Below are 22,096 nucleotides of genomic sequence, written 5' to 3' on the forward strand. Positions count from 1 at the left end.
GCCGGGCGCGAAAGAGTATTCCTGCGACCCTTGTACTCCAGCAGTGTGGAGCGTGCAGTCAAATCCTGGCGCGGTATCGCTTCATCTTATTGCGGCTGCCGCAGGTCTGCATCGAGCACCAGGTCTTCACCGCCGCCTTAGAAGCGTCGAAATAGGAGGCCCGGCAGGTGGACTCGTGGCAAAGCTTGAAGCGCCGCCAGAGGCCTGATTGCAGAGCATCCAATACCATGAGCACGAGGCTGGCAACCGGGTCCGCGGGCTTGTTTGTAGCTAGAGAGATCTGGCCATCCTCGCCAAGGCGCGGCTCAATCCGATAGAGAACGATGAGCCGGTTCAGCATTTCGCGGCCGGCGATAAGCTCGTTGCCGATTTGCATTCCACTATTTGCGGCCTGCAACGACCGAAGCGCGGCATGGAGCTGCATTGCGCGCTGAAACGTGGCCGCTGTCACGGCGGGAGAACAACCGCGCAGCTTGCGATGAAGCCAGACCTTCCAGTCGCAGCGACCGGCTTCGAAGTCATGCCATAAGAATGATTCCAAATAACGGTATTTGGCGGGTGTCTCCGGACGATGTTCAGGCACGACAAGCTCTCACTTGCAAATTCAATAGTTACCACTGAAACTATTTAAATGGTAACACCGCGAAATGAAGATGTAAGCCGTCGAACGTTTGCGCTTGCACTTCCCGCAGTTTTAGGCGCATTTCGTGGAATCGCAGTTAGCGAAGGAGTAGAGCAGAAGATGCCAGGAAAACCGTTCAGCGTCCATTTTGACAACGCACTCAGAGCAGATCTCCAACGCCGTCTCGCTCAGACACGATGGAGCGATGCCGTCGCGACGGATTGGGAATACGGAATGAACAAATCCTTCCTTAGAGCGCTGGTGGAGTACTGGCAGACCAACTACAACTTCGACGCTGCGGAAGAACGTATAAACGCGATGCCGCAGTTTCGGACGACCGTTGCAGGATTTAGCATCCACTACCTTCACATAAGGGGACGGGGCCCGCATCCCAAGCCGCTGCTTTTGATGAACGGCTGGCCCTCAAGCTTCGCTGAATATCGCAGGCTGGCCCCAATGCTTGCCGACCCTGCTGCCTTTGGCGGTTCAGCGGATGACGCCTTCGATGTCGTCATCCCCACGCTCCCTGGGTTTGGCTTCTCAGACCGGCCGACGCATCCCCATCAGGTCAATGCCGAGGACTTGTTCCACACCTTGATGACGGAACATCTGGGCTATCCGGCTTATATCGCCTCCGGGACCGACATTGGCGCTGGCGTAGCGACTCGCCTCGCCTTGAAATATCCCGGCACGGTACAAGGCATTCATATTGCTTCTGTGGTGGACCCGCCTCTGACAGGTACATCCCCGCTCTTAACCAGTGCGGAGCAGGCGTACAAAGCTCGTTCTGACCAGTGGGAGGCAGAAGAAGGCGCGTATGAACACATGCACTACACGCGGCCTCAGACGCTTGCTTTCGCGCTGGCGGACTCGCCTGTGGGGCTGGCTAGCTGGATCGTGGAGAAGTTCTATTTCTGGAGCGATCATGGGGATGATCTGCTTAAGACATTTCCACCCGAAATGCTCATCGACAACCTGATGATCTATTGGGCCACCGAGACAATTGGCTCGTCGATGCGCCTGTACTACGACCATCGTCACTTTCGGGCCCCGTTCAAGACGAGCGACCACGTCAGTGTCCCTACCGCCATCTGCATCTGGCCCAAAGATCTGGTGCTTGCTCCCAGGGAATGGGCGGAGCGCTTTTATAACGTTCAGAGGTACTCGACACAGAGGCACGGTGGCCACTTTCCGGCCTGGGAAGCGCCTGATGCCTATGCGGAGGATGTCCGGCTATTCTCAAGATCTCTCAAGAGAAGTTGATTCCTCCATGGCGGAACGTCAACAAGACTATTGGACCCCGTTTGCCTTCACCCCCCACCCCGTCTACGCTAACCAAAGATGACCTTGCTGCACCCAACTCGCCCCGACGCTCCACACCTCGACCGCCTGACACCCAAAGCGGCAATCCCTGGCGGCAACTTCGAAGTCTTCGGCAGCCGGCTGCTGCGCGCAGATACAACCGAACCGCAGGCCCCGCAGGCCTTCTTCGGCGAGGCCGTCGCTGAGCTCGAACTCAGCCGTGAGGCCCGTGCGCTCATCCGCGTGCCCGATGGCGCCATCTCCAGCGATCTCGTCCTCCATCGCGATGGACTTGTCAGCAACATCCTGCACGCCAACATCGCCATCCCCATGGCCGAAAATCTCCACCTGGTCTCGAACCCCGCCATCGACGCCGACGGCAACCTCTTCGCAATGGTCTCCGGCCCGCGCGGCGAACGCGTGCCGGTATCGATCTTCCGCATCGACCGTGATCTCCAGGTCCGGCCCTTCGTGCGTGACCTGCTCAACGTCTCCGCGCTGGCCTTCGACCGCGAGGGCTATCTCTACGCCAGCTCGCGCTCCGAAGGCGCCGTCTATCGCATCTCCCCGCACGGCGCCATCTCCACCTTCGCCGAAGGCATGGGCATCGCCACCGGCATCGCGTTCGACCACGAGGGCAACCTCTTCGTCGGCGACCGCTCAGGCACCATCTTCAAAATCGGCGCGAGCGGTTCGAAGAACGCCGGTGAGATCTTCGTCTTCGCCACGCTTGAACCCTCAGTCGCGGCCTATCACGTGGCCTTCCGTGAGGACGGCATGCTGCTCGTCACCGCACCTACGACCTCGTCGAACCAGTCCATCCACGCCATCGATCCTGACGGCAACGCAACCGTCTTCTATCGCGGCCTGGGCCGTCCCCAGGGCATGGCCTTCGATGCCGACAGCAATCTGTATGTCGCAGCTTCGCTGCATGGGCAGCGTGGTGTCATAAAAATAGACGGAGAGGGTCAAGCAGAACTCATCGTCTCCGGCAATGACCTCGTGGGTCTCGCCTTCCTCGAAGACGGCTGCGCCGCACTCGCGACCAACACGACCATCTTCCATGTCGATCTAGGCATTCAGGGCCGGGCCCTCGCATGAGCCGTTGGAAGCGCATCGGCCTGTTCTCGTTGATCGCCTTAGCCACTGGAGTCGTAGTCGCCTTATTCGTGGACGATGGTCACATAGATAGAGACCTTCTCCTGCTCACACTTGGATCTCTTCTGGTGATACTGCCCTGCTGGCTTCTGTTGCTGCCCTTTGTAGCAGTCTCTGATAACCTTCGCGCGTGGCGTCCTGTCGTCTTTGTCCTGGCTGGAGGACTGATTGCCACCATCGTCGCTCTAGGCGAAGCCCATCATTTCTACCTGCATTCATCTCCGAACAAAGCACCAACAGCAGCATGGTTCCACCGTACCGCATGGGAGAGTGCGCTCCTCGGAGCCGCAGCCTGCGCAGTCTACCTCGGTATTCTCAAGGCCACTTCACGCCCGCCCCAGGACAATCGCATCTGAAGCACCTTCGTCCCCTCAGTTTTCCGAAGGCCGCTCAAGATTGTCGATCACAAGCACCTGCACGGGGGCCTTGGTAGACTCCAGCTTCAACCCGAGCTGCTCCTGCACCGCCGTAAAGATCGAGGGAGCTGCAACATCACCCTCTGGTGGAGCTCCATCGTCCGGAGCCCATCGCAGCGTGAAGTTGTAGTAACCCATAAGCCCCGTCCTGTCGACAATGGGACGTTTTAGTTCAATGGAGAGCTGATTCACCAAAGGTTTCATCGGCTGGCCCATACTCCTGATCAGCCCCCGTCCTACTTGCCTCCCGCCACCGAACTTCATCCCATTCAAGTCAAGGCCTGGTTGTATCTCTGTCATCCGGACGCCGTTCTTTCCTACCACCAGCGCGTAGACGGGAAGTGCTTTCAGATCGTAGTGATACTTCAAATGGAAACGGTCTACTAAGATCTTCTGCAGCATGGGGGCGCGCTGTACTGGGTCAATGACTTTGCGGAACGCGGCCACGTCCGCGTCTCTCACCTTCGCCGTGACATCATAGCGTTCGTGCCTGGCCCACTCCGGCATCCCGGTGATCTGGTCACTCACGAAGATACCGAATGCCCATTGAATGATGTCTTCCGGCGGCATATTTGTGCACGTCCAGTCATCGCCCATAGTCTGGGAACCAGCACCCATCGACGTATCTCCGGAGTGGTTGGGCCTCACCGACACCACATCGAACTCCAGCGGCTTCCCGTCCGCCCCCATCAACCGTGGTCTGTCCCACTGTGCGCGCGCGGCGAGTGGCCACGCCAGAATCATCGATCCAACCAAAAGCACGATTTTGTGCGCAAGTCTCATTTCGATCTCCCATTGATTCGAAGCACAAGCAAGGCCATAACCCCAAAGCCTTGCGCAGGACAGAGGACGCCACAGAGACTCTCAGGGAACGCCTGAGATACCGATTGGGGCGGCTCGAACAACATTCACTCGTTCAAAACTTCGAGTGGTTCAATTTCTTCTAATATGACGAAGAAATAGGTTGCCTGTCAAGCCTCTTCACAGGTGGGGAGAACGCAATGATGAAAGTTTGTTCCCGGTGAATGGATTAGTGAGGTGAGTCATTGACTCATAGAAGGACGGAGAAATTCAAAATAGCGCGCAGCGCAAACCGTGACGCTTTAGCGTTACAGGGTGGAGGGTAAGGGAGGCAATCGCCTTTAGGCTACGGAATAAGGGCCTAGCGAGAATTGGCCTTTAGGCCCGGGCTCTCTTTCGGCTGCGAACAAAAGGCCCGGGCCATTTCTCGAACGCCTGTAGATAATTGAATCAACGGAGCCCTATTTCAAGTTTCACCCGCGCTGATTCCCATGATCGTCTATCCACAAGAAGTTCTTGCTTCCTACACTGAGGTTCCGATCTTCGGATTGGCGATAACGGTGGTATTTCTGGCCGCGACGGTGGCGGCTCTTGTCGTCCTGCTCCGGGATGCATGGCGCTTCCTGAAATTTCTAATCCAGACGGCTGCCTACGCCCTACGCGGTGAACAGTCACCATGGCCACGACGTCGGGAAGCGATCAAACGAATGCAGGAGAAGGTGTTCAGCCGCGAGGAAGCCATGGTTCGCGTGTGGAAGTATGCGGAAGCCAAAGGCCACAGTACTCACTGCCCCTTTGATATCCGGCTGCAATTTCTGCGGACCGAGGAGGAGAGAAAAGAAGATCTGTCGATCGGAAGGTTCGTCTACCGCATACACATCCTGCCTCACATCCCTGGCACCATCGTTGAAATCGACGCCATTGACGGAACCCTGCTCAAATGGCACACACTTCCACGCTGATTCCTCTGTGCCGAGGCACAGGGAGAGAGCTTTGCCTGCCTTCGCAACGGCACAGTGGAGGACTTCTTTCCTGAAACTTGGCTTCTTCCATGACTGGCGCGTCTGCTATCGTGCCCCTATGCTCGCCCCCTTGCTTGCCTTGGCGATGACCTGTTCGTTTCAGCAAACCGCCCAAACGCCCGCCAGACCTGCTGCCAGAATGATCAGCGATGCCCACATGCAGACCGCAATCAGGATTCTCGATAGCGTTCCGCAGCCCGTCAAAGTACGTCTCGTGCACGTAGGACCAATTGATGATTTTGGGGATCACTATGTCTATTTCTTTTTTCGGTTTGTTTCCCTTTTCCTGTCGACCCAGGGGAGGTGGCACTCGGATGATATAGAAGAGGTGTCCCAGAAAGATGCGGGAACTAGCCTTGGACAAGGTATCGGGTGCTCAGTAATCGATGCAGATGGCGCGGACGGCAAAATCATAACCAGCGCGATGGCTGCTGCTGGCTATCCGTGCTCACACGAAGCTGCTGGCTATGTTCCTCCCCAAGAGCCAACACAACCTCCAGGCCGGAGACCCCTGGTACCGCACCCGCCTGTACAAGAGGTAGTGATCTCCATAGGCAGGTGAAAGCGACAACCAACTTATCGATAAGCCGAGTACCTTATTGCCTTCGTAGATAATTGAATCTACGGAGTTGTATCTCAAGATGTCCACCGCAATCTACCGCGAGCCCACGCCTGAGGAGGTTGAACTCGCCCATCAGCGTCGCATTCTCGCCTCCATCCGCGCGGTGCTGGCCAAACGCGAGTTAGAGTTGGAGCATCTCCGCGACCAGATCATCAGCTTTGAAACCCGCTACATCCGCCAGGTCGGCGTCCTCTACCGGCAACTGGACGAGTGGGAGGAGCGCATCGCAGAGTTGAAGGTCTCTCAAGAAACTCCAGAAGAGCGCGAGCGCTACGCCCGCGAGGCCGCGCAGCAGCCTGAACCCGTCCTCTCCGATGAACCAGTCCCCGAACGCTCACTCGACCTCAGGAACCTCTTCCGCGAGGTCGCCAAACTCATCCATCCGGACTTCGCCATCGATGACCACGACGAGCGCCACCGCACTCGCCTGATGGCCCAGGCCAACGAAGCCTACCGCCGCGACGACGCAGCCGTCCTGCAGCGCATGCTCAACGGCTACGATCCTTCCACGGACTCCTGGAACGCCAATGACATGGCCAGTGCCCTTGCCCGCACCCTCGCACAAATTGAGCAATCCAACGAGGACGTCGAAATACTCGCCGCCGAGATCGAAGCTCTCGGCCAATCCGAGATGGCTCAACTCAAAGAACGCACCGTGCAGGAAGCGCTCAAAGGCCGCGATCTGCTCGCTGAACTCGCCGCAATGGTCAAGGGAAACATCGGCATGGCGATGCGCCGTTATGAGCTCGACCTGGGAAGAGCCAGGCGCAAAGAGAAGGCCTTCAATCCCAATCCCCTTCTCTCCGCTGAAGCTCCACTCCCCAGCCGCCGCTGAGGTCTTCGCAGGCAGGAAACTCTTTGCTGGCAGACTAGGCAGTCGAGGGCCGAGATGTAGCGGCCAGTCGATGCATTCGAACGATTGCTCCGGCAATGACTATCGCGAAGGCATCGGCGAAAATCCACGTCAACCTCCACAGTAACGCGTCGTTCCCGGTCTTGGTCACCGCGTATATGAACCCAACGACAGCCATTGCCCCGTAGACGAGACCCAGCGCCATTGTGGCAATCATTTCTCTCTGCCTGGTAACGAAAGCGACAAGGAACCCAATCAACACGAATGAGATGAGATGTTCGATGTCACTGCCAGTCGATGCGAAGAACAGATATGCGCTGACGTGATGCTCGAAGAAGGCCTGGTATCTATCAAGCAGTGCAGATGCCGGTAAGCCGACCAAGGGAGCGACGAGTTTCCGAAGCAAGAGTCCTCCGACTACGGATGCGCCTATCAACCACGGGGCAGTGCGGAAGCCAATGCCGGCAAGCCATGGGACAGTTTTTATGGTTTGCCGCCAATACCATCGTTGCGCGAAAGCCACTCCCGATTTGGACGCGAGAAGTGAGAACTCTTCAAGAAGGTCACCCAGGATTGATTCCGCTTCTTCGGCAAGGGCGAAAAGATTGAGCAGCCAAACCGCAAGGCGCGGGGGCTTAACGAGATGGGGTTGCGACGTCATAGGTAACTCCGAATGAGCCGAGTCCTTCTGTCATGTTCTGCAGTGCGCGATGCGTGCGGCTCACAGCCGTCACTCCTTTCGCTGTTACACGAAAGAATCGCTTCGAACGCCCGCCACGTTCCGGTGTAGGATCGCCGCGATGGGACGTGACGTACCCTTTGGTCTCCAGGCGATCAAGAGTGGCATAAACAGCGCCAATTGAAACCTCGCGGTCAGTGCGAAGCTCAATTTCCTGCCGCACAGTTACCCCATATGCGCGATCGTCCAACCTCAGGAGTGCCAGAACAATGATGTGCTCGAATTCGCCGAGATAATCGCGGTCACGCATTATCTATACAATATAGAACAAATGTTTATCGATCGAGAAATCTTCACCCTCAGATTCGCTCATGATGGAACCTGAAATGCCCCTTATGTGTTCGCTTCACACGTTCTCACCAACCGAGACTCAACTTCCTGTTTGCCCGCGATCCAGGCACCATGCTGCATCCTCTCAGGTCTCTCGTGAATCTGAACTGGTGTCGAGGAGAAACGAAGATGACTGCGACTTTAACTGCCATTTGCGCCGTAAGCCTGTTGATCGTTCTCGTTCTATGGATCAGACGATCGAGAGCCCGTCATGAACTGGAACAGTACAGCATCACGCCAGAAGGTCTCCGTACATTGTTTGCGTCAAATCAGGATGTACTGCTCTTTGATGTGCGTCTTCCGCTTGATCTGTTGGCCAGTTCCGAGATCATTCCTGGCGCACAACGGCTTGCCCCAAAAGAAGTGATTGAGAATCCGTCGCTCATCCCGAAAGACAAAGATTCGATCGTTTATTGCACGTGCCCGAGTGACAAAACCAGTCGTGTCATCTTGCATCGAGCTCTCGCCTTGGGTTTTTCACGGACTAAATTTCTCAAAGGTGGGCTGGCGGCATGGAAAGCAAGCGGCTTCCCGGTCGAGCGGTACGAAAAGGCCTTCCATCTCGACACGGGCATGTAGTTCCACCCTTTAACCGGACTTAGCGCTCAACGAGAGATTTTTGGTCTTTCTTTGTGGGCCCAGGACAACGAAGAACTGGACGAGGTGGCCTAAACGTACCACTCGCCCGGAACCCGTAACAGAATGCCCATGAGTCTCTCAATGAGCGCATTGGCCTGAAGGGCAATAGTTGATCTTCAGACTGCGAGAATCAGCGACTGGCCAATACCAGATGTCGTCGGATTTGCCAAAGCTATTCTCCACGCAAGGCTTCCATGGGGTTCACCGCGGCTGCCCGGCGCGCAGGCATCGTCGAGGCCAGCAGCGCAAGCGCAAACACCGCAATCGGGGCCAGTACCAGCACTACAGGATCGAGTGGATTCACATGGAACAGGAAGCTTCGCATCAACCTGGCTGTGGCCACAGCTCCCGCCATACCAATCACCGCTCCCACCGCCGCCAGCTTCGCTCCCGAGATCAGCACCAGCCGCTGGATGTCTCCGCGCTGCGAGCCCAGCGCGATGCGGATGGCCATCTCGTGCACGCGCGCGGCCACCGAAAAGGCAATCACGCTGTAAATGCCGAGCATGGCCAGCAGCACCGCGACCAGGGCGAAGCTGGCGATAATGACGGTGTTAAAACGGCGCGGAGCGGTGCTTTGCGCTACGATCTCCTCCATCGTCTGCACCTGCGTGAGAGGCAGTTGTGGATCGATGGAGTTCACGACCGCGCGCAGGGCATCTTCCGTCTGCTCGGGCGGCAGCGCGGAGCGCATGACGATATGGCCACTGTTGCCGTTCAGATCGGCCGGCGTTGCATAGGCGCCAGCATCCTTCTCGTTTTGCGCCACTGGCAGATAAAACTGTTCGGAATCGCCGTCCTCGTTCGATCGGTTAAGCTTCGCGGCGGCCACTTCGCCTACCACCGTCAGCCACGGAGTGGCAGACTTCGGCGTCCCCTCGCGCAGGCGCCTTCCAATGGGGTTCTGGTTCGGCCAATAGTGCTCCGCGAACTGGTGGCTGACGATGACAACGAGCTGGCCATTGGCATTATCCGAATCCGTAAAATAGCGGCCCCGGATCAGCGGAATGCTCATCGTTTTGAAAAAATCGCCGATCACGTCCGAAGACAATGCGATCGTCTTGCCAGGTCCGCGCGGATCGATGTAACCGTCCGCGACAAAGAGCGCGCCGCTGCCGCTAATGGGAAGGCCATCCGTCAGGCCCACGGATTGAACGCCCGGCAGTTGGCCCAGGCGGAGAAGCACCTGGCTGTTGAAAGCATCGACCCGCGCTTGCGTCGGATATTCTTGCTGAGGCAACGCGTAAGCGGCGGTGGTCACGTGGCCGGGCTGAAACCCATGATCCACATCGCTCACATTCATGTAGCTGCGCAGAAGCAGCCCTGAAGCGCACAGCAGGATCAGCGCAATCGCGATCTCAGCCACTACCAACGCCGAACGGAAACGCGCGTGGGCGCCGCTCCATCCGCCTTCCTTAAGGGAGGCGTTTACGTTAATGCGCAGGGCCGCGAAACCCGGAGCCAGACCGCACAGCGCGCCCGTCAGCAGAGCCAGCAGAAGCGCGAAACCTGCCACTGTCCAGTTCAGCGTAATCTGGCTGGTCAGCGGCAGGTCCTCCGGCAAAAAGCTTCTTCCAACAGCCAGCGCCACACTGGCCAGCCCAATCCCGAGTATCCCGCCGCTTACGCTGATGACGAGGCTCTCAAGCATCGTCTGGACCAGCAGCACGCTTGCCGGTGCGCCCAAAGCGCGGCGCACGGCCGTTTCCCGCTGGCGGCGAATCGCTCGAACCAGCAACAGTCCCGCCAGGTTTGCGCAGGCGATCAGCATCACGACGGCCACGGCGAAAAAGAGCAAGCGTAGCAGCGGACGGGCAGTGACGACTGTAACTGCGTGCAGCGGAAAGACCACGGACTGGATGCGGATGTTCGATAAATCGAGCGGAAAGGCGCGCATAGTCTGAGCGGCCACGTGCCGTGCATCGTCCTGCGCCTGCTCCACCGTAACGCCGGGCTTGAGCCGCCCGACCATCATCAGACTCCAGTTCTCCCCACCACCCTCCGGCGAAAGATCCTGAGCACTGAAGCTCGTGGGAACCCAGAGCTCGCAGAACAGTTGGCGACCTTTCCAGATTGGAAACTCAAAGTTCTTCGGCATGACGCCGATGACGGTATAAGGCTCCCGGTCAAGGTCGATCGTGGTTCCAATTACCTTGGGGTTGCCGCTGAATCGGCTCTTCCAGATGGCATAGCTCAGCACTGCGACATGGGCTTTTTGCCGATCTTCCTGGGAGGTGAACACGCGGCCCAGCAGCGGAGCGACACCCATGGTGGAGAAAACGGAGGGCGTCATGCGTCCGGCGTGGATTTGGGTGGGCTGGCCAACTCCCGCAAGCTCATAGCTCACGTAGGCGTAACCGCCAAGGCTCTGAAAGGAACGTGTATCGCGCGAGTAAGCCATCACCTCGGGGGCGGTCACGAAACCGGGTGAGGTCCAGCCGAACCCGCTCACAAGGTCGCCCAGAGTGACCAGGCGGTCGGCGTCCGGAAAAGGCAGCGGCTGCAAAAGCACACCGTTCACGATGGAGAAGATGGCGGTGGTGGCACCAATGCCGAAGGCCAGCATCAGCACCGCGGTGATTGCAAACCCCGGCGACTTTCTCAGCCGACGTACGGTGAGGCGCAACTCACGCAGCAAGGAATCAATCTTGGATTCCCAGCCAGCCGACCATGCCTTATGCCGTACCATCTCGCTGCTGCCAATCTCTATGCGAGCGGCTCGCTGCGCCCTCTCCGGGCTCATACCGCTCCGTATCTTGTCGTCCACGGAGGCATCGTAAAAGCTTTGTAGCTCTTCTTCGATCTGGGCATTGCGCTCGGTAGGCCGCAGCAGTGCCCTGATACCAGCCATCAAGCTTCGCAGCATTTATCCCCCCTCTCTCAGGCTTCCAGAATTTGCGCTATCAGGCTTCCAGAATTTGATGGATAGCTGCGATCTGGCGATCCCACTGGCGGCGTTCTTGTTCCAGTGCCTTACGCCCGGCGGCTGTCAGCGCGTAATACCTGGCCCGGCGGTTGTTTTCCGTCGAGCGCCACTCTCCGCGAACTCGCCCCGACCGCTCCATCCGGTTGAGTGCCGGAAGCAACGATCCTGGATTTACCCGGAACACGCCGTTGCTGATCTGCTCAATGCGCAGCGCTATCCCGTACCCATGCATCGGTTCGAGCGCCAGTGTCTTGAGCACCAGCATCTCCAGAGTCCCCTGAACCAACTCGCGATGATCCGTCTCCACACCCGCCTCCACTAGATAATCAAGAGGTATACGATGACCTTCCCTAGATTGTCAAGAGGAGAGGGATAACGAAAAGCTTTCAGGGGACTTACGAAAGAAGCTTGAAGCAGCACTGAACCAGCCCCAAAGGGGCGATATATCACAGCCTGGGGCGCGAGCCCCAGGTACGAAACCTCACAACGAATTGAGGGCTGAAAGCCCGGTATATCTCGTCTGAACTGGCAAGATATACCAGACTTTTCAGCCCTTGATTCCTTGCGAACTTCTCACCCATCGTGCTGAAACCACGAACGGAAAACGCGCGACGAGCGCTGGGCGTACGCCGGACGAACGTGAAGCGCACGCATTAACAGGAACATTAACAGGAACAAGAAGATTAAAGACATTTGCGTTCACCGCTCACGCGGTTCCCGCCTTCGCCGGAATACTAGAATTCCTCTGAAATCTCCACACTCTCAATCGACTCCCTCCGCGATAGCATCAAACAAGTCACAACATGCTAGCCGAGATCATCGCCGTTGGTTCCGAGATGCTGACGCCTCACCGTCAGGACACAAACTCCCTCTACCTTACCCAGGGTCTCAACGATCTTGGCGTCTCCGTCGCCTTCAAGACCATCGTCGGAGATAACCGCCAGCACCTCGTCGATGCCGCGCGCATCGCGCTGGGCCGCGCCGACATCGTGCTCTTTTCAGGTGGCCTGGGGCCGACCGAGGACGACCTGACGCGCGAATGCGCCGCCGAAGCGCTCGGCCTTGAGATGCATCGCGAGCCTGCCGTACTGGTTGAGCTGCAGCGGCGCTTTATCGCCCGTCGCATGGCCATGCCGCTCAACAACCAGCGCCAGGCCGACGTTCTCGACGGTGCAGTGCTGCTGTCCAACAAGAACGGCAGCGCCCCGGGACAGTGGCTCGACACTACCTTTCCTGACTCCACGGGACAGGCTCATCGCAAGATCGTCATCCTCCTGCCCGGACCGCCCAAAGAGCTCATGCCGCTCTTCGACGACGAGTGTGTTCCCCGCCTCGCCGCCTCGATTCCTCCACGCTTCATCGCCAAGCGGCTGCTGCGCATGGCACTCATCCCCGAAAGCCAGGTCGATGCGCGCACCGCCCCGATCTATCAAAGGTTCGAGGATGTCGAAACCACCATCCTCGCCGGCTCCGGCGAGATTCAACTGCACTTCCTCTGCGTCAAAGACACCCTTGAAGCCGCGCAGGAGCGCGTCGACGCCGTCGCCGAACTGGTCGAGCACGAGATGGCCGACGACATCTTCTCCTCACACGGCGAATCGCTGGAAGAGGTTGTCCTGCTGATGCTAGGGCTGCGCGACCTTACACTCAGCGTCGCGGAGAGCTGCACCGGCGGTCTGCTGTCCGAGCGCCTCACCACCATCCCCAACAGCTCGCGTAACTTTGCGGGTGGTGCGGTGGTTTATACCAACGAACTGAAGACGATCTTCGCCGGCGTTCCCCCGGAGCTGCTGGCAAGCCACGGCGCAGTCAGCGAAGAGGTTGCGCGAGCGCTCGCTGAGGGCATCCGCCAGCGTACCGGAAGCTCGCTCGGCCTCAGCATCACAGGCATCGCCGGGCCACCCGTTACCACGGGCCCCGATGCAGGGAAACCGGCAGGACTCATCTACATCGGGCTCGCCGACGCGGACGACACCCAGGTCAAGCGCCTCGAAATCCCCGGAGACCGCGACCGCGTGCGCCTCTGGGCAACCGAGCACGCCCTGGAGATGCTGCGTCGCCGTCTACAATAAAGACAATTCTAGACAAACTCATAAGTTCGATAATCGCACAACCTCAAGCCCCTCAAAAAGCCGACTTTACGGCAAAGTCCAACACAATATGCCCTTGAGCCATCCCGGCAGAACCTGACGTTTCCAGAGCTCTGCTTGCTACACTCGACAAGCCGCCTGAAAAGGCTTGAATTTTATGAAGTCCTGGCTCATCATCCTCGCGATCGCCTATCTGCTCGGGTCCATCCCCTTCGGCTACATTCTCGTACGCGTCTTCCGCAAAGAGGACATTCGCACCACGGGTAGCGGCAACATTGGGGCGACCAACGTTGCGCGCTCCGGCGCAAAGGGTCTCGGCATTCTCACGCTGCTACTCGACTGTGCCAAAGGCTTCGCCGCTGTCATGATTGCGAAGCACTTCGCGCCCGGCAACCTCGATCTCCCGATCCTGGCCGCAGTCGCCGCTATCCTCGGCCATGTCTTTCCCATGTGGCTCGGCTTTCGCGGCGGCAAAGGAGTCGCCAGCGCACTCGGAGTGTACCTCGCACTTTCGTGGCCCTCGGCATTAGCAGCGCTCGCGATCTTCCTCGTCGTCGTCCTACTCACGCGATACGTCTCCCTGGCCTCCATCATCGGCGCGCTCGTGTTGCCAGTGGTCTTCCTGAAATTAACTACTGACCATTCGGCTATCGCAATCGGCAGCATCGTCTTCCTTTCGCTCCTGGTCATCGTCAAACACCACGCCAACATCTCAAGGCTGCTCCAGGGCAAGGAAAGCAAGTTCGGCAGCAAGAAAAACAGCAAGACTGAAGGGGTACAGGCATGAGCCGGATAGCAGTTATCGGTGCGGGGTCGTGGGGAACAGCGCTGGCGGTCTCATTGGCCCGGCGCGGAGGACACCACCTCAGTCTCTGGGCACATGCGCCCGCGCACGCAGCAGAGCTCACTGAAACCGGCGAAAACCTGCGCTATCTGCCCGGGTTCATCCTGCCGTTGGGTATTCAGATCACCTCCAAACTCACCCAGGCCATCGAAGGCGCCGACATCATCCTCTGTGTCACGCCGTCGCAACATCTGCGCGCTGTCATGACAGAGATCGCTCCAGCGCTGCAGCCGCACCAGGTTCTACTCTCGGCCAGCAAAGGCATCGAGGAAAAAACCTTCCTCCGCATGTCGCAGGTCATGGCTGCCCACGGACACAACCCCATCGGCACACTCGGAGGCCCCTCATTCGCACAGGAGGTCGCCGCCGGCATGCCGACCGCGATCACCATAGCAACCGAAGATCCGGAACTCGGCAAGTATTTGCAGGACGACTTTACCTCGCCTTCCCTTCGTGTCTATCGCAATCAAGATGTGATCGGAACCGAGCTCGGCGGCGCGCTAAAGAACGTCATCGCCCTAGCCGCGGGCATCGTGACCGGTCTGGAGCTGGGCTCGAACTCCGCCGCCGCCCTCATCACGCGCGGCATTGCCGAGATCACCCGGCTCGCCGTGGCCTGCGGTGGACGCCGCGATACGATGGCTGGCCTCTCCGGCGTCGGCGACCTGGTACTCACCTGCACCGGCAGCCTCTCCCGAAACCGCACCGTTGGCGTCGAGCTGGGCAAAGGCCGTAAGCTTCCCGAGATCATCGCCGGGCTGAACGGCAAGGTGGCTGAAGGCGTACGCAGCACCACCGCGGCACTCGGTCTGGCCGCCCGCTACGGCGTAGAGATGCCTATCACCGAGCAGATGGCCGCGATTCTGCACCAGGACAAGAGTCCGAAGGATGCCATTCGCGAGCTGATGGCCAGACCGGGGCGGACAGAGTAGTTTCCCGATAAACTAAATAACAATGGCCTTCTCTTTCTTCGGTAAGCGCGACAAAGAAACTCCGGAACCCGAGCCAACCGCGCCCGAATTCTCACAACCTGAATCTTCCAAACCCCGTGGCTTCTTCGACCGTATGAAGCAGGCGGTCTCACGCACTCGTGAGGCCCTCAGTGACTCCATAGGAAGCGTCGTCGCGCTCACCCGCGAGATCGACGAGAACAACCTCGACGACCTGGAACTCGTGTTGCTCGCTTCCGATATCGGATCGGTTACGACCAGCGAGATCATTACACATCTCCGCGAGCGCGCTCTACGACAAGGCATCAACGACGGCGCCGAACTCAAATCGCTACTCAAGGCCGAGCTACGCCGCATCCTCGACAGCGTCGCTCACCCTATCGCTCATCCCTCCACGCCGCCCGAGGTCATTATGATGGTCGGCGTAAACGGCACCGGCAAAACCACGACTACAGGCAAGCTCGCCGCGCTCTACCGCAGCCAGGGCCGCAGCGTTCTGCTGTGCGCCGCAGACACCTTCCGCGCCGCGGCGATCGAACAACTTGAAGTGTGGTCCGAACGTTCTGGAGTGCAACTCATCAAGACGCGCCAGGGCGGGGATCCCTCTGCCGCGCTCTTCGATGCGCTGACTGCCGCGAAGGCCCGAGCCACGGACATCCTCATCGTCGACACGGCGGGCCGTCTGCACACCAAGGTCGATCTGATGAAGGAGCTCGACAAGATGCGCCGCACCGCCGAAAGACTCTTGCCCGGCGCTCCGCACCAGACACTGCTCGTCATGGATGCCACAACCGGCCAGAATGGCTTGCAGCAGGCGCGACTCTTTACTGAAGCCGCTCACGTCACCGGCATCGTTCTGACGAAGCTCGACGGCACCGCTAAAGGTGGCATCGTCATTGCCATCGCCCGTGAACTGGGGCTGCCCGTGCTCTACGCCGGCGTGGGTGAAAAGATGGAAGACCTCCTGCCCTTCGATCCCGGCACATTCGTCGATTCCCTGCTCGATTGAGGCTGCATGTCCCTATCTCCCCAGGATGAACGTCACCTACAGCGCGCGTTAGAACTCGCACAAGAGGCTGTTGGCCTCGCGTCGCCCAATCCTACCGTCGGCTGTGTGTTGGTTCGCGATGGTGAAGTCCTCGGGGAAGGCGCACATCACTACGACGAGCGCGACCATGCCGAGATCGCAGCGTTGAAACAAGCCGCTGCCCGCGGCCACAGCCCGCAGAACGCCACAGCCTACGTCACCCTCGAACCCTGCTCCCACCACGGACGCACCGGCCCCTGCTCCGACGCGCTCATCGCTGCTGGGATTGCACGCTGCGTCGTTGCCACGGTTGACCCCAATCCACTGGTTAGCGGACGCGGCCTCGCCAAACTTCGCGCCGCAGGGGTCGAAGTCATAGTCGCTGATCCTGCCTCGACGCTAACGCAACAAGCACAGCACCTCAATGATGCGTTTGCTCACTGGATTCAGCACCATCGTCCGTTCGTTACGCTAAAGGCCGCCGTTTCGGTCGACGGCAAACTCGCCCCACCAGCGAGTCTCCGCACGGCCAGCCAGCCCCACTGGCTCACCGGGGAAGCAGCTCGTGCCGACGTACAGGAGCTGCGCCACGCAGTTGACGCCATACTCACGGGCATTGGTACGGTGCTGGCCGACGATCCCTCGCTCACCGATCGCAGCGGACGTCCTCGCCGACGACCGCTCTTGCGCGTGGTGCTCGATAGCAACCTACGCACGCCAGTCAGCTCGCAGCTTGTGCGCTTCACCGCCGACGATCTGCTTCTGCTCTGCTCTGCAACAGCCTCATCCGATCGCGAATCCGAACTGCGCAATCGCGGCGTCGATGTCCTCCGCCTTCACGATAATGAAGGCAAACTCGATCTGCGCTCGGCACTTCAGGCTCTGGCAGAACGCAACATCATCAGCGTTCTCATCGAAGGAGGCTCGTCGTTGAATGGCAGCCTGTTGCGCCAAGACCTGGTCGACAAATTGGTTCTCTATTATGCCGAGAGCGAGTTAGGTCTCGACTCCGTTCCCTTCGCCGAAGGCATCGCCTCCCCCTATGTCGTGCAGCAGCAGTTGCAGCGAATGGAACATGCCAGCCTCCCTCACGGCACGGCCGAGGATATCCGTATCACCGGCTATCTGCACGATCCCTGGACAGGCATCTGAGCCTGTTTCCTGTTAACTTGTACATATGTTCACTGGCCTCATCGAAACCATAGGAACCGTCCTCTCGCTCCAGCCGACAGAGGGAGCCACACGCCTCACCATAGCCGCGCCACAACTAGCCGGGCGCTGGAAGGTTGGCGACAGCATCGCGGTCAATGGCGTCTGCCTCACAGCGCTGGTCGCAGGTGACGAAGCCCGCTTTGCCGCCGATCTCGCCGACGAGACCATTCGCCGCACCACGCTCACAAGTCTGCAGGCCGGAACTCCGATCAACCTCGAACTGCCCACACCGGCCGGTTCGCCTCTGGGAGGACACGTCGTTCAGGGCCACGTCGACGCTACGGGCAAACTCGTCTCGCTGGTCCAGCTGCATCCCGACCACGAGCACACCGATTGGCGCATGACCATCGAGATTCCCGTAGCCATTGCGCCCTACATCGTTCCGCAGGGCTCCATCACCATCGACGGCATCAGCCTTACTGTCGCCAAAGTCGACGGCCTGCGAATCGAAATCGCAGTCATCCCCCACACCTACAAGGCGACGAACCTGCACAGCCTGGTGGCGGGTTCTCCCGTCAATCTTGAAACCGACGTGCTCTCGAAGTACGCCGCACAGCAGACCGCGCATCCTGCAAAGGATTGGCTGACTGTGGACTATCTCATCGCAAATGGTTACTAGGGTCGACTGGGAATAAAAACAAGAGGCGCGGCCAATGGCCGCGCCTCTTTGCATCACAGAGAGCCGTTAGAGCGAGCTCATGTTGTGCAGGAACTCCTGGTTGTTTCTGGTTTTGCCGAGCTTATCGCTCAGCAGTTCCATAGCCTCAACCGGCGAAAGTGGGTTGAGCACCTTACGCAGAATCCAGGTGCGCTGCAGGTCTTCCTTCGGAATCAGCAGCTCTTCCTTACGGGTGCCCGAACGCTGGATGTCGATGGCTGGGAATACACGCTTGTCGACCAGCTTGCGGTCCAGGATCACTTCCATGTTGCCTGTGCCCTTGAACTCTTCGAAGATGACTTCGTCCATGCGCGAGCCGGTATCGATGAGCGCCGAAGCGATAATGGTCAAGCTTCCGCCTTCTTCAATGTTGCGGGCCGCACCGAAGAACCGCTTCGGGCGTTGCAGCGCATTGGAGTCGACACCACCAGAGAGCACCTTGCCGCTCGGCGGAACGATCGTATTGTAGGCACGCGCCAGACGTGTAATCGAATCGAGCAGGATCACGACGTCACGCTTGTGTTCGACAAGGCGCTTGGCCTTCTCGATGACCATCTCGGCCACCTGTACGTGGCGCGCCGCGGGCTCGTCAAAGGTCGAGCTGATCACTTCGCCCTTCACCGACCGCTGCATGTCCGTCACTTCTTCCGGGCGCTCGTCGATGAGCAGAACGATCAGCACCACCTCAGGATGGTTGGCCGTAATCGAGTTCGCGATCGACTGCATCAGCACGGTCTTGCCGGTACGCGGCGGAGCGACGATCAGGCCACGCTGGCCCTTGCCGATGGGGCAGAGCAGGTCCATCACGCGACCAGAGATGGCCTCACGCACCGTCTCCATCTTGATGCGCTCCTCAGGATAGAGAGGCGTCAGATTGTCGAACAGAATCTTATTGCGGGTCTCTTCGGGCGACTCGAAGTTGATCGCCTCAATCTTGACCAGCGCGAAGTACTTCTCGCCCTCGTGAGGGCTGCGGACGTTGCCGCTGATCGTATCGCCGGTCTTGAGGTCGAACTTGCGAATCTGGCTGGGCGAGACGTAGATATCGTCCGGTCCGGGCAGGTAGTTGTAGTCAGGCGAGCGGAGGAAGCCGTAGCCGTCAGGCAGAATCTCCAGCACGCCTTCGGCGAAGATGTGACCTTCTTTTTCGCTCTGAGCCTGAAGAATCTTGAAGATGAGGTCCTGCTTGCGCAGACCGCTGGTGCCTGGAATCTCCAGGCCGCGGGCGAGTTTGCCCAGTTCGGCAATGCTCTTTTCTTTCAATTCGGAGATAGTCATGAATTCCTGAGTTCGTTCGTATTTTGGGGGGATTGGGGGTGTTGCGGAAGGGAGGTTGAAGGTTCTGCCTTGCAGGGAAACTCGCTGAAAGCAACCACCGCGAGAGGGGTGTCGAACAATATTGCAGGGGTATTACTGAATAGCTTACCGGATACGGCTTCAAAACTCAATCTTGAGGGGTCTTAGGAAGAGAGCTTATCAGAAATTCTCAAAACGAAGGTACTGCAACCGCGCAGCTTAAGCTGCGCGGCCCAGAACCGCAGTCTCTGCTTCGGTCTCAGCAACCACATTCATGGGAATGGTGTCCTTGAAGCGGTCCAGAACTTCGTTGGTTGTGTCCTGCAGGCGTGTATTGGGCTTATGCAGCTTGCGGGTCGCCTTAGAGGCCAGCTGACACAGTTTGTAGCGGTTGTTCACGTGAGTGAGTGCTCCAAAAATAAGGTCTGAGCGCATAGTCTGTTATCTCCATTCGTTCTGCAAGGCATGGGCGTCTTCAAGTTATCTTGCGCCCTGATCGAAATGCCTGTGTTGGGTATCTGCTGGCGGAAAGCTCGGCTGGCAGACCGTTACTGATTAGACGCAGCCAGTACTCTGGCGTCGCATTTCTATTTCATCGAAAAGCGATGTGAATCGCTGTAAACTTATTCATTCCAGTAGCTTTCAAACAGATTTGCTATTGGGAACACCGCCGGAAGCGGCGAGATTCTCTCGCTACGGCGAGAACGGCATAAAGCTGGTTTGCTGGTGGATAGCGGTCTAACCGCCCTGCAAGATGCTTGAACCGTCCCGGATTACAACTCATGGCCGGAAATTACGGTACCTCTGCACCTTATCGCGTGCAAAGCCCAAGGTCAATACTTTTTTTAGTAGCCGCCAGCCCTGCACCTCCATAAAAAGGGATGCCGTATCGGGTGCAAATGACATAAAAGCACTGGCTGAGATGGTCGGCATCCAGAGAAATCTAGAGATGTGCCTCTCATGATTTCTAGAATTGTGGAGTGTAGATAATTGATTCCAAAGTGTTTCGTCGAATTGCTCTGTATAACGGACGACAACGCTATATCCTAAGTCGCATGAATGGGACCTATTCCGAGACTCCGACCCAGGCACGGATTCGTCGCGCGCTCAAGCGTGTGCCCGAACTCCAGCAAGACGAGATCATCGCCTCCAGATATCTCGGACTGAGCGTGTACTGGAAGACACGCTTCTTCAACGCCCTGGATATGAACCGCGGCTCCATCAAGCACTTCGCCTTTGACCAGCGCGGGTGGCACCGCTTCTCGCGCCTGGATAATCCCATCTTCGCGTATATCGATATCGACCAATACCCCGAGACTCGTTCCATGCGCCGAGGGCGCCGGGTCGATCTCTACGGAACCATCGTGAAGGTCGACACAGTACTCGGCATCACGCTTGCACTCGACCGTTTTGAGATTCTTCCACTCACTCTCTACGACCGCCTCGTGCAACGAGAGGACAGCCGGTACTAGAACTTCGTCAAGCATTGTTTCCAAGGCATAGTTCTACGTGACCCGCAGAATGTCTTCCGCGAGTTGATCGACACGCTCCAGGGAGGAATCCCAGGAGAACATGAAACGGGCTCCGCTCCCTATAAAGGTGTAGAACTGCCAGCCGAGAGCGCGTAGTGCCTCGAGACTGCTGGGCGGGGCCTGGACAAAGACGGCGTTCGATTCCACTGGGAAGAGGATATGAATCCCCTCTTTGTGCTGGATTCGCTGGACAAGCCGCTGAGCGCAAGCATTGGCATGGGCGGCATTCTGCAGCCAGGCGCCGCTTTCGAACATGGCGATCCAGGGCGCGGCGAGGAAACGCATCTTCGAGGCGAGCTGTCCGGCCTGCTTGCAGCGATAGTCGAAGTCGGTCGCAAGCTTCTTATCGAAGAAGACGATCGCCTCGCCCATGGCCATGCCGTTCTTGGTGCCGCCAAAACAGAGCACGTCCACTCCGGCCTTCCATGTGATCTCGGCTGGGGAGCAGTTCAAGCCGGCACAGGCATTGGCAAATCTCGCGCCGTCCATGTGAAAGTTCATCTTCAGGTCACGGGCCGCATTGGACAGCGCCTGCAGCTCCGCGACCGTGTAGACGCGGCCGGTTTCGGTGCTCTGAGAAAGAGTGACGACCTTTGGCTTGGGAAAGTGAATGTCGCTGCGCCGATGGGCAAGCTCAAGAAGAGCGGCAGGCTCTATCTTGCCGTCTTCGCTAGGAAGGGTCAGGAGCTTCGAACCATTGGAGAAGAACTCGGGCGCTCCGCACTCATCGGTCTCCACGTGGGAGCTCACCGCGCAGACAACGCTGTGGTACGACTGGCAGAGCGAGCTCAGGGCAAGGGAGTTAGCTGCCGTGCCGTTGAAGGCGAAGAAGACTTCGCAGTCTGTCTCGAAGATTTCGCGGAATAGCTCGGTCGCCCGGGCCGTCCAGGGATCGTCTCCATAGGACTGGGCAGAGCCGCGATTGGCCTCCTGCATCGCCGCCATAGCCTCCGGGCAGATTCCGGAGTAGTTATCGCTGGCAAACTGCTGTTCTATCTGCTCGATCATTGTCTTCATCATCCCCACCGCTACAACTTCGTGTTTCTTTTTATTACCT

General features: G+C 58.4%; 22 protein-coding genes. 13 read left to right on the plus strand and 9 right to left on the minus strand.

From position 1 onward, the window contains the following. Window positions 1-58: 58 nt before the first annotated feature. Window positions 59-583, minus strand: coding sequence for a CGNR zinc finger domain-containing protein (locus tag GSQ91_RS17860; RefSeq protein ID WP_158823103.1), 525 nt, complete (start codon window positions 581-583; stop codon window positions 59-61). 159 nt (window positions 584-742) lie between these two features. On the opposite strand from GSQ91_RS17860, the gene GSQ91_RS17865 reads away from it, so the two are divergent. The 3 genes from GSQ91_RS17865 (at window position 743) to GSQ91_RS17875 (ending at window position 3,438) form a co-directional block, all read left to right on the plus strand. Continuing rightward, a complete protein-coding gene (locus tag GSQ91_RS17865; protein ID WP_254064673.1) occupies window positions 743-1,885 on the plus strand; it encodes an epoxide hydrolase family protein in 1,143 nt (380 codons plus the stop codon). 78 nt (window positions 1,886-1,963) lie between these two features. After that, window positions 1,964-3,025 (plus strand): gluconolaconase, encoded by a 1,062-nt coding sequence (locus GSQ91_RS17870; protein ID WP_158823105.1) that lies wholly within the window; start codon window positions 1,964-1,966, stop codon window positions 3,023-3,025. Next, entirely contained in the window at window positions 3,022-3,438 is a 417-nt protein-coding gene (locus GSQ91_RS17875; RefSeq protein WP_158823106.1) for a hypothetical protein, read from the plus strand. Before GSQ91_RS17870 ends, GSQ91_RS17875 begins: the two co-directional genes overlap by 4 nt. Window positions 3,439-3,453: 15 nt before the next feature. Here the strand turns inward: GSQ91_RS17875 and GSQ91_RS17880 are convergent, their stop codons facing one another. Next, window positions 3,454-4,281, minus strand: a complete 828-nt coding sequence (locus tag GSQ91_RS17880) for a TIGR03435 family protein (protein WP_158823107.1) — start codon at window positions 4,279-4,281, stop codon at window positions 3,454-3,456. 509 nt (window positions 4,282-4,790) lie between these two features. Here GSQ91_RS17880 and GSQ91_RS17885 point away from each other — a divergent pair. Together GSQ91_RS17885 and GSQ91_RS17890 are read left to right on the plus strand one after the other, a co-directional pair. Further along, the gene (locus tag GSQ91_RS17885; RefSeq protein WP_158823108.1) at window positions 4,791-5,261 is read left to right on the plus strand and encodes a hypothetical protein; all 471 of its coding nucleotides are present in this window, start codon (window positions 4,791-4,793) and stop codon (window positions 5,259-5,261) included. A gap of 701 nt (window positions 5,262-5,962) precedes the next feature. Continuing rightward, window positions 5,963-6,778 carry a hypothetical protein gene (locus GSQ91_RS17890; protein ID WP_158823109.1) on the plus strand — a complete coding sequence of 272 codons (816 nt, stop codon included), beginning with the start codon at window positions 5,963-5,965 and terminating at the stop codon, window positions 6,776-6,778. Between the two features lie 34 nt (window positions 6,779-6,812). Here the strand turns inward: GSQ91_RS17890 and GSQ91_RS17895 are convergent, their stop codons facing one another. Both GSQ91_RS17895 and GSQ91_RS17900 read right to left on the minus strand, forming a co-directional pair. Further along, the gene (locus GSQ91_RS17895; protein ID WP_158823110.1) at window positions 6,813-7,457 is read right to left on the minus strand and encodes a permease prefix domain 2-containing transporter; all 645 of its coding nucleotides are present in this window, start codon (window positions 7,455-7,457) and stop codon (window positions 6,813-6,815) included. Then, window positions 7,432-7,785, minus strand: coding sequence for a PadR family transcriptional regulator (locus GSQ91_RS17900; protein ID WP_158823111.1), 354 nt, complete (start codon window positions 7,783-7,785; stop codon window positions 7,432-7,434). Before GSQ91_RS17900 ends, GSQ91_RS17895 begins: the two co-directional genes overlap by 26 nt. A gap of 209 nt (window positions 7,786-7,994) precedes the next feature. Here GSQ91_RS17900 and GSQ91_RS17905 point away from each other — a divergent pair, with 209 nt between their 5' ends. Continuing rightward, window positions 7,995-8,444 carry a rhodanese-like domain-containing protein gene (locus tag GSQ91_RS17905; protein WP_158823112.1) on the plus strand — a complete coding sequence of 150 codons (450 nt, stop codon included), beginning with the start codon at window positions 7,995-7,997 and terminating at the stop codon, window positions 8,442-8,444. Window positions 8,445-8,676: 232 nt separating this feature from the next. Here GSQ91_RS17905 and GSQ91_RS17910 read toward each other — a convergent pair whose 3' ends face one another. Both GSQ91_RS17910 and GSQ91_RS17915 read right to left on the minus strand, forming a co-directional pair. Then, window positions 8,677-11,370 (minus strand): ABC transporter permease, encoded by a 2,694-nt coding sequence (locus GSQ91_RS17910; protein WP_254064674.1) that lies wholly within the window; start codon window positions 11,368-11,370, stop codon window positions 8,677-8,679. 37 nt (window positions 11,371-11,407) lie between these two features. Beyond that, entirely contained in the window at window positions 11,408-11,737 is a 330-nt protein-coding gene (locus GSQ91_RS17915; protein ID WP_158823113.1) for a PadR family transcriptional regulator, read from the minus strand. Between the two features lie 496 nt (window positions 11,738-12,233). Between GSQ91_RS17915 and GSQ91_RS17920 the strand changes: the two genes are divergently transcribed. The 6 genes from GSQ91_RS17920 (at window position 12,234) to GSQ91_RS17945 (ending at window position 18,172) form a co-directional block, all read left to right on the plus strand. Next, window positions 12,234-13,502 carry a competence/damage-inducible protein A gene (locus GSQ91_RS17920; RefSeq protein ID WP_158823114.1) on the plus strand — a complete coding sequence of 423 codons (1,269 nt, stop codon included), beginning with the start codon at window positions 12,234-12,236 and terminating at the stop codon, window positions 13,500-13,502. 175 nt (window positions 13,503-13,677) lie between these two features. Further along, entirely contained in the window at window positions 13,678-14,307 is a 630-nt protein-coding gene (gene plsY / locus GSQ91_RS17925) for a glycerol-3-phosphate 1-O-acyltransferase PlsY (RefSeq protein ID WP_158823115.1), read from the plus strand. Next, the gene (locus GSQ91_RS17930) at window positions 14,304-15,296 is read left to right on the plus strand and encodes an NAD(P)H-dependent glycerol-3-phosphate dehydrogenase (protein WP_158823116.1); all 993 of its coding nucleotides are present in this window, start codon (window positions 14,304-14,306) and stop codon (window positions 15,294-15,296) included. The genes plsY and GSQ91_RS17930 overlap by 4 nt, the downstream gene beginning before the upstream one ends. 22 nt (window positions 15,297-15,318) lie before the next feature. Further along, a complete protein-coding gene (gene ftsY, locus GSQ91_RS17935) occupies window positions 15,319-16,323 on the plus strand; it encodes a signal recognition particle-docking protein FtsY (RefSeq protein ID WP_158823117.1) in 1,005 nt (334 codons plus the stop codon). 6 nt (window positions 16,324-16,329) lie between these two features. Beyond that, window positions 16,330-17,493: a bifunctional diaminohydroxyphosphoribosylaminopyrimidine deaminase/5-amino-6-(5-phosphoribosylamino)uracil reductase RibD gene (ribD, locus tag GSQ91_RS17940; RefSeq protein WP_158823118.1), complete on the plus strand. Its 1,164-nt coding sequence runs from the start codon at window positions 16,330-16,332 to the stop codon at window positions 17,491-17,493. 25 nt (window positions 17,494-17,518) lie between these two features. Then, window positions 17,519-18,172, plus strand: a complete 654-nt coding sequence (locus GSQ91_RS17945) for a riboflavin synthase (protein ID WP_158823119.1) — start codon at window positions 17,519-17,521, stop codon at window positions 18,170-18,172. Window positions 18,173-18,238: 66 nt separating this feature from the next. Here the strand turns inward: GSQ91_RS17945 and rho are convergent, their stop codons facing one another. Beyond that, window positions 18,239-19,489, minus strand: coding sequence for a transcription termination factor Rho (gene rho, locus GSQ91_RS17950; protein ID WP_158823120.1), 1,251 nt, complete (start codon window positions 19,487-19,489; stop codon window positions 18,239-18,241). A gap of 237 nt (window positions 19,490-19,726) precedes the next feature. Next, on the minus strand, window positions 19,727-19,942 hold the full coding sequence (locus GSQ91_RS17955) for a DNA-directed RNA polymerase subunit omega (RefSeq protein WP_158823121.1): 216 nt from the start codon (window positions 19,940-19,942) through the stop codon (window positions 19,727-19,729). Window positions 19,943-20,562: 620 nt separating this feature from the next. On the opposite strand from GSQ91_RS17955, the gene GSQ91_RS17960 reads away from it, so the two are divergent. Continuing rightward, entirely contained in the window at window positions 20,563-20,979 is a 417-nt protein-coding gene (locus tag GSQ91_RS17960; RefSeq protein WP_158823122.1) for a hypothetical protein, read from the plus strand. Window positions 20,980-21,012: 33 nt separating this feature from the next. On the opposite strand, the gene GSQ91_RS17965 is transcribed toward GSQ91_RS17960, so the two are convergent. Beyond that, the gene (locus GSQ91_RS17965; RefSeq protein WP_254064675.1) at window positions 21,013-22,059 is read right to left on the minus strand and encodes a low specificity L-threonine aldolase; all 1,047 of its coding nucleotides are present in this window, start codon (window positions 22,057-22,059) and stop codon (window positions 21,013-21,015) included. Between the last annotated feature and the right edge of the window lie 37 nt (window positions 22,060-22,096).

The organism is Granulicella sp. S156, from assembly GCF_009766105.1.
Taxonomy (GTDB): domain Bacteria; phylum Acidobacteriota; class Terriglobia; order Terriglobales; family Acidobacteriaceae; genus Granulicella.

What these genes read in the sequence shown, in the direction of transcription:
- GSQ91_RS17865 (WP_254064673.1), top strand. Translation starts at nt 743, where the DNA reads ATGCCAGGAAAACCGTTCAGCGTCCATTTTGACAACGCACTCAGAGCA.
- GSQ91_RS17870 (WP_158823105.1), top strand. Translation starts at nt 1,964, where the DNA reads ATGACCTTGCTGCACCCAACTCGCCCCGACGCTCCACACCTCGACCGC.
- GSQ91_RS17875 (WP_158823106.1), top strand. Translation starts at nt 3,022, where the DNA reads ATGAGCCGTTGGAAGCGCATCGGCCTGTTCTCGTTGATCGCCTTAGCC.
- GSQ91_RS17880 (WP_158823107.1), bottom strand. Translation starts at nt 4,281, where the DNA reads ATGAGACTTGCGCACAAAATCGTGCTTTTGGTTGGATCGATGATTCTG.
- GSQ91_RS17885 (WP_158823108.1), top strand. Translation starts at nt 4,791, where the DNA reads ATGATCGTCTATCCACAAGAAGTTCTTGCTTCCTACACTGAGGTTCCG.
- GSQ91_RS17890 (WP_158823109.1), top strand. Translation starts at nt 5,963, where the DNA reads ATGTCCACCGCAATCTACCGCGAGCCCACGCCTGAGGAGGTTGAACTC.
- GSQ91_RS17895 (WP_158823110.1), bottom strand. Translation starts at nt 7,457, where the DNA reads ATGACGTCGCAACCCCATCTCGTTAAGCCCCCGCGCCTTGCGGTTTGG.
- GSQ91_RS17900 (WP_158823111.1), bottom strand. Translation starts at nt 7,785, where the DNA reads ATGCGTGACCGCGATTATCTCGGCGAATTCGAGCACATCATTGTTCTG.
- GSQ91_RS17905 (WP_158823112.1), top strand. Translation starts at nt 7,995, where the DNA reads ATGACTGCGACTTTAACTGCCATTTGCGCCGTAAGCCTGTTGATCGTT.
- GSQ91_RS17910 (WP_254064674.1), bottom strand. Translation starts at nt 11,370, where the DNA reads ATGCTGCGAAGCTTGATGGCTGGTATCAGGGCACTGCTGCGGCCTACC.
- GSQ91_RS17920 (WP_158823114.1), top strand. Translation starts at nt 12,234, where the DNA reads ATGCTAGCCGAGATCATCGCCGTTGGTTCCGAGATGCTGACGCCTCAC.
- plsY (WP_158823115.1), top strand. Translation starts at nt 13,678, where the DNA reads ATGAAGTCCTGGCTCATCATCCTCGCGATCGCCTATCTGCTCGGGTCC.
- GSQ91_RS17930 (WP_158823116.1), top strand. Translation starts at nt 14,304, where the DNA reads ATGAGCCGGATAGCAGTTATCGGTGCGGGGTCGTGGGGAACAGCGCTG.
- ftsY (WP_158823117.1), top strand. Translation starts at nt 15,319, where the DNA reads ATGGCCTTCTCTTTCTTCGGTAAGCGCGACAAAGAAACTCCGGAACCC.
- ribD (WP_158823118.1), top strand. Translation starts at nt 16,330, where the DNA reads ATGTCCCTATCTCCCCAGGATGAACGTCACCTACAGCGCGCGTTAGAA.
- GSQ91_RS17945 (WP_158823119.1), top strand. Translation starts at nt 17,519, where the DNA reads ATGTTCACTGGCCTCATCGAAACCATAGGAACCGTCCTCTCGCTCCAG.
- rho (WP_158823120.1), bottom strand. Translation starts at nt 19,489, where the DNA reads ATGACTATCTCCGAATTGAAAGAAAAGAGCATTGCCGAACTGGGCAAA.
- GSQ91_RS17955 (WP_158823121.1), bottom strand. Translation starts at nt 19,942, where the DNA reads ATGCGCTCAGACCTTATTTTTGGAGCACTCACTCACGTGAACAACCGC.
- GSQ91_RS17960 (WP_158823122.1), top strand. Translation starts at nt 20,563, where the DNA reads ATGAATGGGACCTATTCCGAGACTCCGACCCAGGCACGGATTCGTCGC.
- GSQ91_RS17965 (WP_254064675.1), bottom strand. Translation starts at nt 22,059, where the DNA reads ATGATGAAGACAATGATCGAGCAGATAGAACAGCAGTTTGCCAGCGAT.